A 16,526-nucleotide genomic window follows, 5' to 3' on the forward strand; every position below is an offset into this window, starting at 1 on the left:
ATGGAGTAGGGGGGCAAAAAAACGTCATTGCGTACTTTCTGAACCCCTACCGAATAAATGAATTAAATAGGTTAAATCGCTAAATAGGGTTTTATGCTTAGCGGTTTAAATTGACATACCGCCAAAAGACATAAAGCCAAGCGACATCAGACCAACAGTGATAAAGGTAATACCAAGACCACGCAGCGGTGCTGGAATGTCTGAGTATTTTAACTTTTCACGGATACCGGCCAATGCGGTAATTGCCAATGCCCAACCAAAGCCTGCACCGACACCATATACGACTGATTCGCCGAAATTATAGTCACGCTCAACCATAAATAGTACACCACCCAAGATGGCACAGTTTACGGTGATTAGTGGTAAGAATACCCCAAGTGCGTTATATAGACTCGGTACAAACTTGTCCAAGAACATCTCTAGGATCTGTACGGTGGCTGCAATCAAACCAATGTAACTGAGCAATCCTAAGAAGCTCAAGTCGATATCAGGGAAGCCTGCCCATGCCAGTGCACCATCTTTTAGGATGAACTGAAACAGCAAGTTGTTCAGCGGCACGGTAATTGCCATCACGACGATTACGGCAACCCCAAGGCCTATCGCAGTGGATACTTTCTTTGATACTGCCAAGAAAGTACACATGCCTAAGAAGTAGGCAAGCGCCATGTTCTCAATAAAGACTGAGGTTATAAATAAACTAACATAATGTCCCATTAGTGACCGCCTCCATGTGCCATGCCTTTAGACTGCGGCTTCATTACAAATTCAGCTTCTTCAACCTGTTCTGGTTTCCAAATACGGACAATGGCAATGAACAAACCAATGATAAAGAATGCAGACGGTGGCAATAATAGTAAGCCGTTTGGCAAATACCAACCGCCGTCAGTCACTGGTTGTAAGATAGTGATACCAAACCAAGTGCCTGACCCCAATAACTCACGAATAGTCGCGACGAACAGCAGTACTGCTGAGTAACCAAGACCGTTACCAATACCATCTAAAAAGCTCGGTACAGGTGGGTTACTCATGGCAAACGCTTCGGCACGGCCCATGACGATACAGTTGGTGATAATCAAACCAACGAATACCGACAGGCCTTTACTGACATCATAAGCAACGGCTTTTAGCACCTGATCGACTAGGATAACCAATGAAGCAATAATCGTCATCTGCACAATAATACGAATGCTTGATGGGATTTGCTTACGAATAATTGAGATAAAGAAACTTGAAAACGCCGTTACCAGAGTCAATGCCACACACATCACCATGGCGTTGGCCATGCTAGTGGTGACGGCCAGCGCCGAACAGATACCTAATATCTGCAGGGCAATGGGGTTATTATCAAAAATAGGCGAGGTTAAAATACTTTTAGTGTCAGCCATGTTATGCCTCCTTGCCGTTTGCTACTGGTAGCGTAGCTGCCAGTTCGGTTTTAGGTTCAGCTGTCAGCGTTGATTGATTGGCCTGTGCGTTATCAATCGTTTGACCACTTTCTTCGCGTAGCATATCTAGATAAGGTTTGTAACCTTGTTCACCCAACCAAAACTGAATCATGTTACTGACGCCGCGGCCAGTGAGTGTTGCCCCACTGATACCATCGACCCAGTTGTCTTTTGGTGTACCTGCTTTGGTCACACCAGTCGCAACATTACCGTTTTCGTCATATGAGTGAATACCGCTCCACTTCGCGCGCCACTCTGGCTCTTCGATACGAGCGCCAAGACCTGGGGTTTCTTTATGCTCATAGAAACTGATACCTTTGATGGTATTCATGTCGCTTTCAAGCGTTAAGAAGCCATAGATCGTACCCCATAAACCATAACCTTGAATGGGTAAGACCACCATTTCAGGCTTTCCAGCGTTATCATTTTTGACATAGACTTTGGCATATTTAGGAACACGACCAATACCTGCAGGGTCGTTACTGCCCAAGTCTTCACTGAGCGCTTTGTTTTTAGTCGCTTGACTGGCGTCATAAGCATTACGATCAGGAATACCAGCTACTTTAAGAGCGTCATCATCGAGATAGTTACCTTTACTTAGGTCAACGATTTCGACATTGAAGTCTTTAAAACGTTCAGCCACATCATCTGCTGTGTCTGACTGAGCATCGTACATACCAGCTGCGACCAGAATATTTTTATTACGGTCAAGACGGGCGTTTTCGACTTGCGCCGGCTTTAGGCCAACCGCAACTGCCGACACCAATACGGAACACACTAAGCATAGCGTTAATGCCACGCTGATGGTTTTCGCATTATTACTTTTGGGCTTGGACATAGCGAACCCTCCGAGCGGTTTGGCGTTTGATGTTTGCTTGGGTCACAAAATAATCAAACAATGGAGCAAATAAGTTGGCGAATAGAATGGCCAGCATAATGCCTTCTGGGAAGGCTGGGTTGACAACACGAATCAAGACGGTCATAAAGCCAATCAAGATACCATAAGCCCAACGGCCTTTATTGGTATGGGCAGCAGAGACTGGATCGGTTGCCATAAATACAGCACCAAACGCAAAACCACCGATAACCAAATGCCAATAAAACGGCAGATTCATCATTAGGTTGTCTTCAGAGCCGATCATATTGAACACCAGTGAGGTGGCGATAAGACCCACCACACAACCTGCCATGATGCGCCATGAAGCGATACGCGTCCATAGTAGAACGACCGCACCCATTAGGATAGCTAGGGTAGATACTTCACCGATACTGCCTTGCATATTGCCAAAGAATGCATCACTCCACGTAATGGCATTGCCATAGACATCGACGAAATCCTGAGGAGACACCCCAAGTGCCGCAAGACCTAGTGGCGTTGCACCAGAGAACCCATCAACCGCTGTCCATACTGAATCGCCAGACATATAGGCTGGATACGCGAAGTATAGGAAAGCACGACCTGATAGGGCAGGGTTAAGGAAGTTTTTACCCGTACCACCGAATACTTCTTTTGCCACGACCACACCAAAGATAATACCTAGGGCGACTTGCCACAATGGAATGTCTGGTGGTAGACAAAGGGCAAATAGGACAGAGGTCACAAAGAAGCCTTCGTTGACTTCATGCCCGCGCACTACAGCAAAGATAATCTCACAGAGAATACCAACACCAAAGGTCACAAGGTAAATCGGTAAAAATTGCATGGCTCCATAGACAAAGCTTGCCCAGATACTATCAGGGTTATAGCCTGCCATGCTCGTGATAACAGTGCGCCAACCTTCAGGTTGTAGACCAAGCGTTGCAATAGCCGTTAATGCTTGATGACCAATGTTGTACATACCCCAAAACATCGCTGGGAAGGTACATAGCCATACAGTAATCATAATACGCTTTAGATCAATACCGTCGCGTACGTGTGATGAGGCGTATGTGGTTGAGCCTGGTTGACGTAAAAATGTGTCAAACATCTCAAATAGGGCGTAGTATTTTTCGTGCTTGCCACCCTTGGTAAAAGACGGCTCCATACGATCGAACATATTGTGTAAAAATTTCATCGTGGTTAGCCCTCCAGCTCAATGCGCGTTAAGTTATCACGCAAAATATCACCGAATTCATATTTGCCAGGAGATACAAAGGTGCATAATGCTAAATCTTCTTCATCCAGTTCAAGTGCACCCAGCTCAACAGCGCTGATGATGTCTTCGACAATCAAAGCGCGCAAAAGTTGCGTTGGCAGATAGTCTTGTGGCATGACTTCTTCAAAGACACCAATTGGTACCATGGCTCGCGGTGAGCCGTTACTTGTGGTGGTGAAGTTGTACTTTTTGCCACCAAAAAACTGCGAAATATAAATAGGCAATTTAGAGAAGCGATTGGCACCTGGACTAAAGAAGTGGAACGCTGGGCGCTCACGACCTTCAGGTAATACACTGACTTGATTATGAAAGCGACCCAAGTAAGCGATATTTGGGAAAGACTTGCGACCAGACAATACAGAACCGGAGATAATACGATTCTCGCCAGCAGCCAGTTGGCCTTTGGTTAATGCCGTGATGTCAGCACCGCGCTCAGTGACAACCAAATGCGGATTGGTAACCGCGGGACCAGCAAGGCTCAGCATACGGCGCGTATAGATACGTCCCGTCGTAAACAACTTACCAATCGCAATCACATCTTGATAACCGATCGTCCAGACGCTTACGCCGCGCATGATTGGGTGCAAAAAGTGAATATGGGTACCGGCAAGACCAGCAGGATGCTTACCCGCAAAACTATGATACTCAGTAACATTGTTCGCTGCAGTTTTTGCAACAGGTGTCAGCTGGGCATCACCATGATGGCAGACAAAGGTCTTTGGGCTGAGGGTAGATAATACAGCGAGTCCGTCATTGAACGCCTGCAATTGTTCATTGATCAGCAGCATTGGGTCAAACGCTAATGGATTGGTATCCATTGCGGTGACAAAGATAGCATGCGGACGGGCACCGATTTCAGGAGAGCGGCTATAGGGACGCGTACGGAACGCAGTCCATTCGCCAGAGGCAAGCAGTTGGGTTTCAACGACCTCCGAGTCTAGGTCAGCAAGTTGCTGGGAGTCATAGCGCTCGAAGTCTACTTCTTCACCGTTTGGGTCGACCGCAATCACAAGGCTTTCAAACACACGACGTTCACCGCGGTTAATGGCGATGACTTTACCAGCAGCAGGGGCGGTGTAGATAACACCAACACGTTTTTTGTCTTCAAAAACGGGTTGACCTTTAGCTACGACATCACCTTCTTTGACATTCATCGTGGGTTTCATACCCACATAATCATAGCCAATGATTGCTACATGTGTCGGTTGGTGCTCAGATATCTCGCGGGAGGGTTCACCGGTGATGGGCAAATCCAAACCTTTTTTGATGGTAATCATAAGCGAAAACTTAGTCCATAGTCTAAAACGATACCAGACGTCCTGTTTGGTATATCGGCAGCATGAACATCTGCGTCATTTAATAAAGCCCTCAAATCGCTATGCCTATAGTAGGATAGTGATAAATGGTTCTTTATAAATAATGCATCATCATAACTACTAGTAAGAGTATTAACGCTGACCTTAGACTCCTTAACAACACGTTAATGTCTTATTCGAATTACCAAAGTTGGCGACTGGCTACCAAGGTGTATGCTAAAACCATCAAACCAAACATCGTGCTTTTAGCAGCTAGCCAAAAGTGTATGCGTTGACCGTAAACAGCTTTATCATACGTTTCATTGAAATTAAAATCTGCAATACCAGTAAGATTGAATACAATTCAGTGAATGAGCAATCATTAAAAAAGCACCCTTTGAACGGGTACAAATTAACAAGTACTAAATTAACTAAGAACGCAGCCAAAGCATCTATAACGATAGACAAACTGGTCAAAAGCCAAACTAAAGAAGCAGTTAACAAGTAAACATTACTTGTCGAAACACACTGCTATCAACCTAGTGGTGACTGTTGTGAGTAGTTATTTAAAGATAGGGATGTGATAGAGGTTTATAAAACCATCTCAAGGGTTTGGTGTTGCAGAGTAGTCTGTTTAAAAACTACCGATTGTGATTGTTGCTATAACCCTTTTTAGCCAACTGTCAGCCAATATTGTACTGGTTCATTTAGCTGTTGTTCGATTCATCCTGACCGCCATGCACAGTGATTGTTAACTGATAAAAGCATTGTGTATGGTTGCTATCATATATAAACAAATACAAATTTACCTAGGATTATACGCTAAATTGACCTAAAATTGCCAGTCAGTTATTGAATTTACCTAATGTTGCCAGTGATTCTACGTGCTAAAACTTATGGTTATGATTATTGAGGTTTTGGCAAAGTTTAAACCCTATTCCATGTTATTTTCAGGCTAAAACTCATCTGATTTGCTGATATTATATTCTGAGTGTGTTTTTAGATAGTGGTTCGAGGTCTGATTTGGAGTAGATTTTGGTTTTATAGTTGGATTTCGGTTTTGGTTTTTTAAATTCAACCCCTTTAGAAATAGAATCGCTTCAAAAAGTAAGTCACTTTATCAGTGGCATTTTTTATGATTATTGGAATCGCTTAGATTCAGTGGTCTAAATTTATTTTAATGTTGTGCTTTATAAGGAATGTTATATGTGTGCTGTCCCTGTCATTATCCCGGCTATTGATTTAAAAGATGGAAAATGTGTGCGCTTAAAGCAAGGCCGTATGGAGGATGATACGGTATTTTCTGATGACCCAGTCGCTATGGCGGCACGTTGGGTAGACGAAGGCGCGCGTCGCTTACATCTGGTTGATTTAAATGGTGCGTTTGATGGGGTGCCAGTACACAGACAAGTGGTCAACGACATTGCCAAAGCGTACCCGAATTTACCGATTCAGTTGGGCGGTGGTGTGCGTAATATGAACACCATTGAGCAGTATATTACTGCAGGTTTGACTTATATTATTATCGGCACAAAAGCAGTTGAAGATCCTGATTTCGTCGCTGAAGCTTGTCGTGAGTTTGCAGGGCACATCATCGTTGGTATCGATGCCAAAGACGGCATGGTCGCCACTCATGGTTGGGCGAATGTCACTGATACCAAAGCGACTGAGCTTGCCAAGCGTTTTGCTGATGTTGGCGTATCGTCAATCGTTTATACCGATATCAACCGCGATGGCATGATGCAAGGCGTCAACGTCGAGCAAACGGTTAATTTAGCACGTGAAGGTGGTCTGCCAGTCATCGCCTCAGGTGGTGTTACGAATATGAAAGATATTGAACTGCTAAAACCTTACGGTGACTGCATCGAAGGCATTATCACTGGTCGTGCCATCTACGAAGGTACGTTAGACCTGGGTGAAGCACAAGTCTATTTGGACAGCTGATATTAAGACTAAAAAGTAAGTGTTATAAATGTAGTATTGATAAGCTGGTACCAAAAAAGCAGTAAGACAAAGGATGCTTATGGCCACTTTTTTTGACCGCCCAATGACACGCCGTCTGTTAAAAGCGTGGGGTCAGATACTGTTGCTACTAAGCATCGTTTTAAGCCTGCCGAGCTATGCAGCTGAAACGAATACTGCAGATGAAGCTGCTATTTTAGTGAGAGAAGGGGCTGACGAGGCTAGCATCGCTGATATCAGCGCAGCTAGCAGTCTCACTAACAATCTTACTAGCAATGAATCAACCAATCATACCACGACTGAGCAAGCTGCTAACGAACCCTCAATTAGTGAACCAACTAATGAACCAGATAGCAGTACCTTACCAACAGCACCGACGCCAGTTGACCCGCCACCTGTCATTAGTGGTGAGAGTACCAATAATGCTCAAATCGAAACCACACCAACTCCACTAAAAGACAATGATATTCGTCAGCGCATTAGCGGTATTTTTTCAGAGATAGACGGCTTGCAGGCAGTCAACGTCAGTGTCACCCAAGGCGTTGTCACCTTGACCGGTGAGACACCCAATGAAAAAAAAGCGCAACAAGCCATCAATTTGACCAATCGCTTAACAGACGTGGTAACAGTAGAGGATAGAATTACTCGAACGCTTGATGTACAAGACAACGTCACGACCGTTTATCAAGGTCTAAAAGTGAAAACGAATAATCTGGTGAAAGCCTTACCATTATTATTGGTCGGTATTGTTCTATTTGGGCTAGTAACATGGTTTGGTAGTTGGCTCTCTAATCGCAAAAATATGTGGCAACGTCTCACGCCTAACCCTTTTGTGGCAGAATTACTGGCGCAGACGGTCAAAGTTATTTTCATTATATTTGGTCTTATTCTGGCGCTCAGCCTAATAGGAGCAGAGACCATTTTAGGTACTTTGCTAGGCGGTGCTGGGGTGATCGGTATTGCAGTTGGTTTTGCGGTCAAAGATACCATTGAGAATTATATTGCTTCTCTCATGCTCAGTATTCGTCAACCGTTTCGCGCCCGTGACCATATTTTGATTAATGACCAAGAGGGGATTGTGGTACGCCTGACGTCACGCGCCACTATTCTGATGACCTTAGATGGCAACCAGTTGCGTATTCCCAATGCTGAAGTGTTTAAAGCAACGATTTTGAATTACACCAAAAACCCAGAACGTCGTTTTACCTTTGAGCTGGGTGTAGATGCCAATGACGATCCATTAGCAGCTATTAAGGTCGGACTGGATGCGATACATACGTTAGCATTCGTTTTGGATGAGCCAAAAGCAGTCGCTGTGATTACCAATGTCGGCGACTCTAATATTATTCTAGAGTTCCAAGTGTGGGTGGATCAATCAGAAAGTGATTTTTCTAAAGCACGCAGCATCGCCATTCGTGAGACCAAACATGCATTAGAGAATGAAGGCTTTAGCTTACCTGAACCGATTTATCGACTGCGTTTTAATAATAAATTAGAAAAAGCATTTGAGCACATGCAAGGTAGCAGCGCCAGCATTGCTAAGTCTGACATGACAATTACACCAACGACGCCAGAAGCAATAGATAAAAGCCAAGCTGAGGACAGTAGTACGGATGACAAAGATAAGCAAAAAGCAAAGGCGCGTGCCAAACTTATCTTACAAGGTCGCAATGCAGACGATGTGCTCGATGCCCGCCCCAATGATAAGCTGATGGAAAAAGTCGAGCAGGAAATTGCTGAAAGCTCAGATGAGACCGATTTATTGAGCAATAATAGTCCGCAAGAGTAAGTTTTAAGAGTCAGCTAGACGCTAGACATAAAGTAGGCATAAAAAATGCAGTAAAACGTATATCTGATTATCATTCAAATACGAGACATTTTTTATGCAAATGAAACACTTGATTATATTCGCCCTAGTTGGCATGGTTGCCTTACTTGGTTTTAATCTTATCAATGGCAATCAGCGTGAAAAAAATAGAGAAATCATCACAGCCAGTAGTAGCTCGGATCCGAACCAAGAGGGCGCTGATATCGATACTGATACGCCTGATATTCCAGTTACAAGCACTTCGACATCGACAGATATTGCCAGTAAGCCGCTAGGGCAACAGCCAAAAGCCACCTTGGATGATGCGACAGCTAAAATTGAGCAAGCGCAGCAGACAGATCAGCAGCGCTTAGAGCAAATGGGCAGGGCGCAGTAACTACTTAATCAGTTGCTAGAAGCACGTCAGCTCCTATGAAAACGTCAATAAAAAAGGCTAACGATAACGTTAGCCTTTTTCTTATTCTAAAATCTTCAATCAAGCTTAGCTTTTCTTGCTAGAACCTTTGTTACGGCTGTTGCCTTTCTTAGCAGGTGTTTTTTTAGAGGTGTCTTTTTTTGATTGATTCATTTCACTCGATTGTAGCTTGGCTTTTAAATCAAAGTCAATTTGTAGTAAGTCCATATTGACGCCTGCTACTTTCACTTTGACTAAATCACCCAATCCAAATAAGGTACCTTTGTCTTTACCGATAAGCTGCTGTTGCTGCTCATCATAGACAAAGAAGTCATCGCCGACATTAGAGATATGCACCAAACCATCGATATATAGATCAGTCAACGTGACAAACAGACCAAAGCTCGTAACAGTTGTCACAACGCCGTTGAACTCTTCACCGACATGGTCTTTCATATAGTGACACTTAAGCCAAGATTCTACATAGCGCGATGCTTTTTCTGCACGGCGTTCAGTATCTGAAGTTTGCGTGCCAGCACCTTCTAGAGAGAAGTCCATTACTGGCTGCTGACTATTAGTAACTTTGGCTTTAATGGCGCGATGCAACATTAGGTCAGGATAACGACGGATAGGCGATGTGAAATGACTGTATTCGTCATATGCCAAGCCAAAGTGACCGATATTGTCAGGTGCATAGTTTGCTTGCATCATCGAACGTAGCAGCATGCTATGAATACTAATGGCATCTGGTCTGTCTTTGGTGGCTTCGATGATACGCTGATAATCAGCTTGCGTTGGATTTTCTTCTGGGAAGCTTAATCCAAAGTTCTTTGCGTATTCGTGAATACGCATTGATTTCTCACCATCAGGCTTATCATGGTTACGATACAGGACTGGTAACTCATGTTTTAATGCAAAGTTAGCGGCACAAGTATTGGCCAGCAGCATGCACTCCTCGATGAGCTTTTGTGCATCACCGCGAGTACGCGGTAAGATTGCTTCGATACCACCTTTCTCATTAAACTTAATGTAAGTCTCAACCGTTTCAAACTCCATTGCATGACGCTCTTCACGCTTTTTCAATAGTAGCTCATACAATTGATGTAAGGTATCAACAGATTTTTTGACGTCTTTGTTACCCGTCAATGAGGTGGGTACACTCTTGTCTTTTGGGTTGTCTAAATAAGCATTTACTTGGTTATACGTCAAGCGTGCTTGAGAGTGCATAACACCTGGGTAGAACTCGTAACCAGTAATTTTACCAGCGCGTGATATCTTGATATCTGCAACCATACATAGGCGGTCAAGCTCAGGGTTTAGCGAACAAAGACCGTTAGACAATACTTCAGGTAGCATTGGAATCACACGATGCGGGAAATAGACTGATGTACCGCGCTCGTAAGCATCTTTATCTAGTGGCGAGTTTGGCGTGACATAATAGCTTACATCAGCAATCGCTACTAAGACACGATAGTTACCACCAGAGCGTTTTTCTGCAAATACGGCATCGTCAAAGTCACGTGCATCTTCACCATCAATAGTGATCAGTGGCAAATCACGTAAGTCTGTACGACCCTTTAAGTCTTTGTCAGTTGGCTCTTGATAAGCGTTGGCTTGTTTAAGTGCTGCTTCGCTAAAGTCTGATGGAATGTCGTAGTTGAGCAGGGTAGTCTCAATAATCAACTCACGATCGTTGTCATCTGAAAGCACTTCAGTGATTTTGCCAGTGGCAAATTCATGCTGGTTTGGCCAGTCAATAATATCAACCTTAACCGGTGCGCCTTGTTTAGCATCAAGCGCTTGCACGTTTTCTTCAGTCACTGTAATCGGCTGATGATTATTGGGGCTACCAAGCTCTACACAGTAACCGTCTTCATCACGGGCCAATGTACCGATGAAGTTGTTTTGACGACGTTCAACCACATCAACGATGCGTCCTTCAGTACGACCACGATTATCCGTCGACGTACCAACGGCTTCTACTGTGTCGCCATTGAACACCCAGCGCATCTGTTTTTCATGTAAAAACAAGTCTGGCATGTCGCTTAGTAGTACAAAACCAAAACCTTTTGGATGGGCAGTGACTGTACCGGTGACCACATCTTGCTTTGTCACTGTACGATAGCGATAGGGACGACCATCGCGGTTTACTTGACCATCACGTGCCATCGCTTTTAGGCGATTGCCTAACGCGTCAAACTGGTCTGGATCATCAATATTAAAGGCTTTTGCCAACTGTTGATGCGTGACCTCGCCATGCTCGTTAATCGTGCTGAGAATCAGCTCACGACTAGGGATGGGATTGTCATATCTTTTTGCCTCACTTGAGGCGTTTGGATCGTTCCAACTCATAAATTACCGTATCTATTTTTAAAATTATTAATAAGGGCTATCTTAACACGAACGACGCCACAATATCTTACGTCAATTGTCACATATGTATTCAATAGCAGTGAGCTGTTAGCGTTATGAGCTAACAGCAGTGAAAATCAGTAGCAGTAGGCAATAACAGCCATCAAATGAAATCAAATATCAACATCGACCGTATTTGATTGGTTGGTGATTTTTTTGCTGTCCAATTCTTTTGACACTTCTAGCACAGTAGTCTGATTCGATTTATCGAGATATTTCTGTGCTTTATCAACTTCGGTGGTCAAAGTATTGACGGTTTGCTTCATGTTTTCGAGTGCTTCGATTTTATAATTACTAATCATATCCATGGTGTCATAAACATTATTAAAGGCATTTTGTAATTTATCAAGCTCGATACTGCTGCTAGTAGCTTGCTCATGAATCTCACCAGACTGACGCTTTAGCATCGCTGACGTTGATTCAATCAAGCTACTGGTGGTTTTGTTTAATGCAGTAATCTGATCAAGCACTAGCTTTTGATTGGTCATCGCTTGAGCAACCACCACTGCTGTACGTAGTGCAGAGATAGTTGTCGTTGTTGCACGATCTACCCCTTTAATCAGCTCTAGGTTATTGCGACGAATGGTGTCGAGCGCTAGATACCCTTGCACATTGACGGCAAGTTGTGTCAAAAAGTCAGTGTTTTTTTGACGGACGTAAAACAACATCTCTTCTTTAATAATACGAGCTTTTTCAGGGTCTGTGGCTTCAATAGCATAAACTTTTTGCTCTAATTGCTCATCAATCTTTTTACCAACATAGATATATTGACGAATGGACTGCATCAAATCCCACATATTGACTTTTTCTTGCTCGATCATCGCATTGTCTTTGAGCAGCTCGTCTTTACCATTATAGAGGCTGGTCACCACTGCATTGATATGCGACTGAGCCGACTCGTATTGACGAAAATAATCCTGTACTTTATTGCCAAATGGAATGAGACCGAATAGTTTGCGCGAGCTGGTCAGCTCTTTTTTACTTGGGTCTAAGTCCTCAACGATACCGCGCAGCTCGGTTAGAGATTTGGCAATAGGAGAGTTATCAAACAGGCTGTCATTCAGGCTCTTGGCGGGCAAATCCAACATACGGTTGGACACTTGCGCTGATTCGCGAATCTCTTTAGTGCCTAAGTTATGAATAGATTGTACATTCTGCTGAAACTCAGCGCTGTGTACAGAGTTGGTAATCACATGATCGACAAACGCATCAACTTTGGCATCAAGCTCAGGGATTTGGCTTTCATCCAACTTGACCATTTGATCTGCTTCACTTTTTTGTATTTCTTTCACAGGTTCAGGCGCAGTCAACGAAATACTAGGAGTAGTGGCGTTTTCTGGTGGAGTCAATTCTTGCATGAAGTTTCCTATAATATCTAAAATGGACAGTATGTGTTTAATGACTATGCATCATTAATAATAATTGAGATGGCTTTTATATACACATTTTATGCACTTGATTGTTTTTATTCTAATAATCGTAATTACAGTGCAGTAGAGCTTTAGATTACCGTGTTAATAAGGTAGTGAGAAGATAGGTTTTGTAAATTAGAGTGAGCTTGGTTTTCTACTGTTTTAATATAGCTACAATCATTTGTCTAAATAATATTAGCTCATGAGAATCTAGAGGTTACCAATAATAAAAAACCATCAATATCCCGTAGCATATTGATGGTCAAGATTATAACTATCTATATCGACGAACTGTCTATATAGAACAGCAGTTACATCGATTCACAGCCACCACTAACAGTAACCTGATAAAACAGACTACTTTTTCTTAGTTGGCCCAAGCAGCATACCCATTTGACGACCTTCCATCTTAGGATACTGTTCGACGTTTGAGATATCAGCGGTATCTTCAATAATACGATCAAGTTGTTTGCGACCAATTTCTTGGTGCGCCATTTCGCGTCCACGGAAACGGATGCTAATTTTAACTTTGTCTTGATCTTCCAAGAAGCTAACAATTTTCTTCAGTTTAACCTGATAATCGGCTTCTTCGGTGCTAGGACGTAGCTTCATCTCTTTAAGCTGAGTCTGCTTTTGGTTTTTCTTAGCTTCTTTCGCTTTTTGTTTTTGATCATAGAGGAAATGCTTATAATCCATGATCTTACATACTGGCGGTTTGGCATCTGGAACCAATTCGACTAAGTCTAAGTTGTCTTCGCGCGCCGCTTTCATCGCGGTTTCAATATCGACCACGCCCATTTGTTCGCCGTCTTCTTTAACGAGACGGACTTCTTTGGCGTTGATATCTTCGTTGATGTTCAAACGGTTGGACTGTTTAATAGGTATTACTCCTCATCTGTTTTTGGGGTCTGTCGGCCTTTTTTACCAACAGCGGTCTGTACTAATGTAATAAATTCAGAAATGCTCATCACGCCAAGGTTCTCACCTTCACGCGTTCGGACGTTGACACTGCCCGATTCGACTTCTTTATCCCCTAATACTAGCATATAGGGAATACGTTCTAATGTTTTCTCTCGTATCTTAAATCCAATCTTTTCGTTACGCAAGTCACTAGTGGCTCGCAAACCTGCATTTTTGAGCTCATTAACCACATTTTCACAAGCATCTGCCTGTTTATCAGTGATATTCATGACAACGACTTGTTGCGGTGCTAGCCATACTGGCATCCAACCGGCATAGTTCTCAATCAATATACCGATGAAACGCTCAAATGACCCTAAAATGGCACGGTGCAGCATAATAGGTACTTCACGCTCATTTTGCTCGTTGACGAACTCCGCATCGAGACGCTCAGGCATATTTGGATCAACCTGAATGGTACCGCACTGCCAGACACGGCCTAAACTGTCTTTCAAACTAAATTCAATCTTCGGACCATAGAATGCGCCTTCACCTGGCAGATATTCCCAGTCAAGACCTGAGCTATCTAGCGCATCGGCCAATGCTTTTTCAGCAAAATCCCAAGACTCATCGCTACCGACACGTTTTTCTGGACGGGTAGAAAGCTTCATAATAATCTTGTCAAAGCCAAAGTCGTCATAAACGGCAAGGGTTAACTTGATAAAGTCCGCGACTTCTTGCTGAATTTGCGCCTGCGTACAAAAGATATGCGCATCATCTTGCGTAAAGCCACGCACGCGCATCAGACCATGGAGCGAACCCGACGGCTCATTACGGTGACACGAGCCAAACTCTGCCATACGTAGAGGCAAATCACGATAAGATTTCAAACCTTGATTGAATACTTGCACGTGACATGGGCAGTTCATTGGCTTTACCGCGTAATCACGGTTTTCGCTAGACGTCGTGAACATATTGGTTGCGTAGTTGCCCCAATGGCCTGAGCGTTCCCACAAGCTACGGTCGACGATTTGCGGCGTTTTAATTTCTTCATAGCCATTATCGTATTGTACTTTACGCATATATTGCTCAAGCACTTGATAAATTGTCCAACCATTGGCATGCCAGAACACCATACCCGGTGCTTGCTCTTGCATATGAAACAAGTTCAACGCCTTACCAATTTTACGGTGGTCACGTTTTTCTGCTTCTTCGATACGCTGGATATAGGCTTTTAAATCTTTCTTATCTGCCCATGCCGTACCATAAATACGTTGCAGCTGCTCGTTCTTAGCATCACCGCGCCAATAAGCACCTGACATTTTGGTCAGTTTAAATACTTTTAAGAAGCGCGTATTTGGTACGTGTGGACCACGGCACATATCGACATATTCTTGATGGTGATACAGACCAAAGGCTTCTTCGCCTGGCATATCGTTGATCAGCTTAAGCTTATAGTCTTCACCGCGTTCTTCAAAAATCTTAATCACTTCATCACGTGGCGTTATTTTCTTTATGACGTCATAGTCCTGCTTTATCAACTGCATCATGCGCTTTTCGATGGCTTCCATGTGTTCAGGTGTAAATGGCGTCTCACTGTAGATGTCATAATAAAAGCCATCTTCAATAACAGGGCCAATGACCATTTTTACGTCAGGATAAAGTTGTTTAACAGCATGACCGAGCAAATGCGCGGCAGAATGACGAATAATATCGACACCATCTGCGTCTCTTGGGGTTACGATTTCAACGTTAGCATCGGTAGTGATAGCGTCAGAGGCGTCTACCAGTTGACCATTTACACGCCCTGCAACTGTTGCTTTGGCAAGGCCTGCGCCAATACTTTGCGCCACTTCCATGACCGTCGTGTTGCCTTCGAACTCTTTTACGCTACCATCGGGTAAAGTAATCGCTACCATAGTCTATTCACCTTTTTGGATCCGTTGGCAGTGATGATTGCAACCATCAATCATATAACCGCAAGACCACATCAATTATATCTAACCACTGTGATATGTTGTAAGAGATAGGCATTACCCAAAAATCACTAAGCTCACACTTATATAGCATCATAATTATTGGTTAACCAAGGCATAAGTTATCAAATAACTTGGCCATTTAATAATTATACAATCGAATTGTCGTGATGATACACAAGCTGCCTGTTAATGAGGCTAAGCGGAAGTATGATTAAGTAATGTCATAAAGAGAGTTATTATAGCAAAAACTGTCTGTTAACACTAGACAGCAGAGGGAAGGGGATGTTCTACATCAACAAGCTGAGCTTATGAGTTTAGCGTCTATATATCAGCTCATATATAGGTACGCATTATATAAACATCAATACTGATCATATAACTGTAATCGAATAGGTGCTAGTCAATAGTTATAAGCAATAAGTTTGGCTGTAGGTATAATTACTCTAAAACGTTCAGTAAATGGGTGATAACTTGAGCGAGTCAACGCTAATAGCTAGGCGCAAGCAAGTTCCTGGCACAGCATCGTTAAAATTGTTAAAACAATCTTTGGCTAAGTTATTGAAAAGTAACGCTTGTTGTGTGTTTTCTAAAATTAATTGAAAAACCTTGGTAAAAGCGGTTGACACCCAGCGCAAACCGTCTATAATACGCACCTCATTAAGACGAACCGGAATCATTTATATGTGAATTTACATATAACAAACCTGGCTAACTTATTGAAACAAATTATAAAAAAGCTTGACAAACCTAATCTTTATGATATG

The 16,526-nt window shown here is 43.1% G+C and carries 12 protein-coding genes; 3 read left to right on the top strand and 9 right to left on the bottom strand.

Annotated features, from left to right (window positions below; all coding sequences use genetic code 11):
• Nucleotides 1-105 precede the first annotated feature (105 nt).
• From nqrE to QL919_RS12995, 5 genes are read right to left on the bottom strand one after another with little or no spacing between them, the layout of a single operon-like run.
• On the bottom strand, nt 106-714 hold the full coding sequence (gene nqrE, locus QL919_RS12975; protein WP_057762170.1) for an NADH:ubiquinone reductase (Na(+)-transporting) subunit E: 609 nt from the start codon (nt 712-714) through the stop codon (nt 106-108).
• On the bottom strand, nt 714-1,385 hold the full coding sequence (locus QL919_RS12980; protein WP_290189901.1) for an NADH:ubiquinone reductase (Na(+)-transporting) subunit D: 672 nt from the start codon (nt 1,383-1,385) through the stop codon (nt 714-716). Before QL919_RS12980 ends, nqrE begins: the two co-directional genes overlap by 1 nt.
• A gap of 1 nt (nt 1,386) precedes the next feature.
• On the bottom strand, nt 1,387-2,283 hold the full coding sequence (locus tag QL919_RS12985) for a Na(+)-translocating NADH-quinone reductase subunit C (protein ID WP_290189902.1): 897 nt from the start codon (nt 2,281-2,283) through the stop codon (nt 1,387-1,389).
• Nucleotides 2,264-3,499, bottom strand: a complete 1,236-nt coding sequence (locus QL919_RS12990; RefSeq protein WP_290189903.1) for an NADH:ubiquinone reductase (Na(+)-transporting) subunit B — start codon at nt 3,497-3,499, stop codon at nt 2,264-2,266. Before QL919_RS12990 ends, QL919_RS12985 begins: the two co-directional genes overlap by 20 nt.
• 5 nt (nt 3,500-3,504) lie before the next feature.
• Complete coding sequence (locus QL919_RS12995) at nt 3,505-4,857, bottom strand: Na(+)-translocating NADH-quinone reductase subunit A (protein WP_290189904.1); 1,353 nt, start codon at nt 4,855-4,857, stop codon at nt 3,505-3,507.
• Between the two features lie 1,224 nt (nt 4,858-6,081).
• Here QL919_RS12995 and hisA point away from each other — a divergent pair.
• From hisA to QL919_RS13010, 3 genes are all read left to right on the top strand, one after another.
• Nucleotides 6,082-6,819 (top strand): 1-(5-phosphoribosyl)-5-[(5-phosphoribosylamino)methylideneamino]imidazole-4-carboxamide isomerase, encoded by a 738-nt coding sequence (gene hisA, locus QL919_RS13000; protein ID WP_290189905.1) that lies wholly within the window; start codon nt 6,082-6,084, stop codon nt 6,817-6,819.
• A gap of 79 nt (nt 6,820-6,898) precedes the next feature.
• Nucleotides 6,899-8,626 (top strand): mechanosensitive ion channel family protein, encoded by a 1,728-nt coding sequence (locus QL919_RS13005; protein ID WP_290189906.1) that lies wholly within the window; start codon nt 6,899-6,901, stop codon nt 8,624-8,626.
• A gap of 94 nt (nt 8,627-8,720) precedes the next feature.
• Nucleotides 8,721-9,041 carry a hypothetical protein gene (locus tag QL919_RS13010; protein ID WP_290189907.1) on the top strand — a complete coding sequence of 107 codons (321 nt, stop codon included), beginning with the start codon at nt 8,721-8,723 and terminating at the stop codon, nt 9,039-9,041.
• Between the two features lie 105 nt (nt 9,042-9,146).
• Here QL919_RS13010 and rnr read toward each other — a convergent pair whose 3' ends face one another.
• The 4 genes from rnr to thrS all read right to left on the bottom strand — a co-directional run bounded on the left by rnr (nt 9,147) and on the right by thrS (nt 15,702).
• Nucleotides 9,147-11,411, bottom strand: coding sequence for a ribonuclease R (gene rnr / locus QL919_RS13015; protein ID WP_290189908.1), 2,265 nt, complete (start codon nt 11,409-11,411; stop codon nt 9,147-9,149).
• Nucleotides 11,412-11,584: 173 nt separating this feature from the next.
• Nucleotides 11,585-12,829 carry a toxic anion resistance protein gene (locus tag QL919_RS13020; protein WP_290189909.1) on the bottom strand — a complete coding sequence of 415 codons (1,245 nt, stop codon included), beginning with the start codon at nt 12,827-12,829 and terminating at the stop codon, nt 11,585-11,587.
• A gap of 411 nt (nt 12,830-13,240) precedes the next feature.
• Nucleotides 13,241-13,744 (bottom strand): translation initiation factor IF-3, encoded by a 504-nt coding sequence (gene infC, locus QL919_RS13025; protein WP_290189910.1) that lies wholly within the window; start codon nt 13,742-13,744, stop codon nt 13,241-13,243.
• A 23-nt stretch (nt 13,745-13,767) separates the two neighbouring features.
• On the bottom strand, nt 13,768-15,702 hold the full coding sequence (gene thrS / locus QL919_RS13030) for a threonine--tRNA ligase (protein ID WP_290189911.1): 1,935 nt from the start codon (nt 15,700-15,702) through the stop codon (nt 13,768-13,770).
• Nucleotides 15,703-16,526: the final 824 nt, after the last annotated feature.

The organism is Psychrobacter sp. APC 3426 (assembly GCF_030408035.1).
In the GTDB taxonomy this organism is placed as follows: domain Bacteria; phylum Pseudomonadota; class Gammaproteobacteria; order Pseudomonadales; family Moraxellaceae; genus Psychrobacter.

Excerpts from the sequence above, each read along its gene's own strand:
- nqrE (WP_057762170.1), bottom strand. The coding sequence starts at position 714 with ATGGGACATTATGTTAGTTTATTTATAACCTCAGTCTTTATTGAGAAC.
- QL919_RS12980 (WP_290189901.1), bottom strand. The coding sequence starts at position 1,385 with ATGGCTGACACTAAAAGTATTTTAACCTCGCCTATTTTTGATAATAAC.
- QL919_RS12985 (WP_290189902.1), bottom strand. The coding sequence starts at position 2,283 with ATGTCCAAGCCCAAAAGTAATAATGCGAAAACCATCAGCGTGGCATTA.
- QL919_RS12990 (WP_290189903.1), bottom strand. The coding sequence starts at position 3,499 with ATGAAATTTTTACACAATATGTTCGATCGTATGGAGCCGTCTTTTACC.
- QL919_RS12995 (WP_290189904.1), bottom strand. The coding sequence starts at position 4,857 with ATGATTACCATCAAAAAAGGTTTGGATTTGCCCATCACCGGTGAACCC.
- hisA (WP_290189905.1), top strand. The coding sequence starts at position 6,082 with ATGTGTGCTGTCCCTGTCATTATCCCGGCTATTGATTTAAAAGATGGA.
- QL919_RS13005 (WP_290189906.1), top strand. The coding sequence starts at position 6,899 with ATGGCCACTTTTTTTGACCGCCCAATGACACGCCGTCTGTTAAAAGCG.
- QL919_RS13010 (WP_290189907.1), top strand. The coding sequence starts at position 8,721 with ATGCAAATGAAACACTTGATTATATTCGCCCTAGTTGGCATGGTTGCC.
- rnr (WP_290189908.1), bottom strand. The coding sequence starts at position 11,411 with ATGAGTTGGAACGATCCAAACGCCTCAAGTGAGGCAAAAAGATATGAC.
- QL919_RS13020 (WP_290189909.1), bottom strand. The coding sequence starts at position 12,829 with ATGCAAGAATTGACTCCACCAGAAAACGCCACTACTCCTAGTATTTCG.
- thrS (WP_290189911.1), bottom strand. The coding sequence starts at position 15,702 with ATGGTAGCGATTACTTTACCCGATGGTAGCGTAAAAGAGTTCGAAGGC.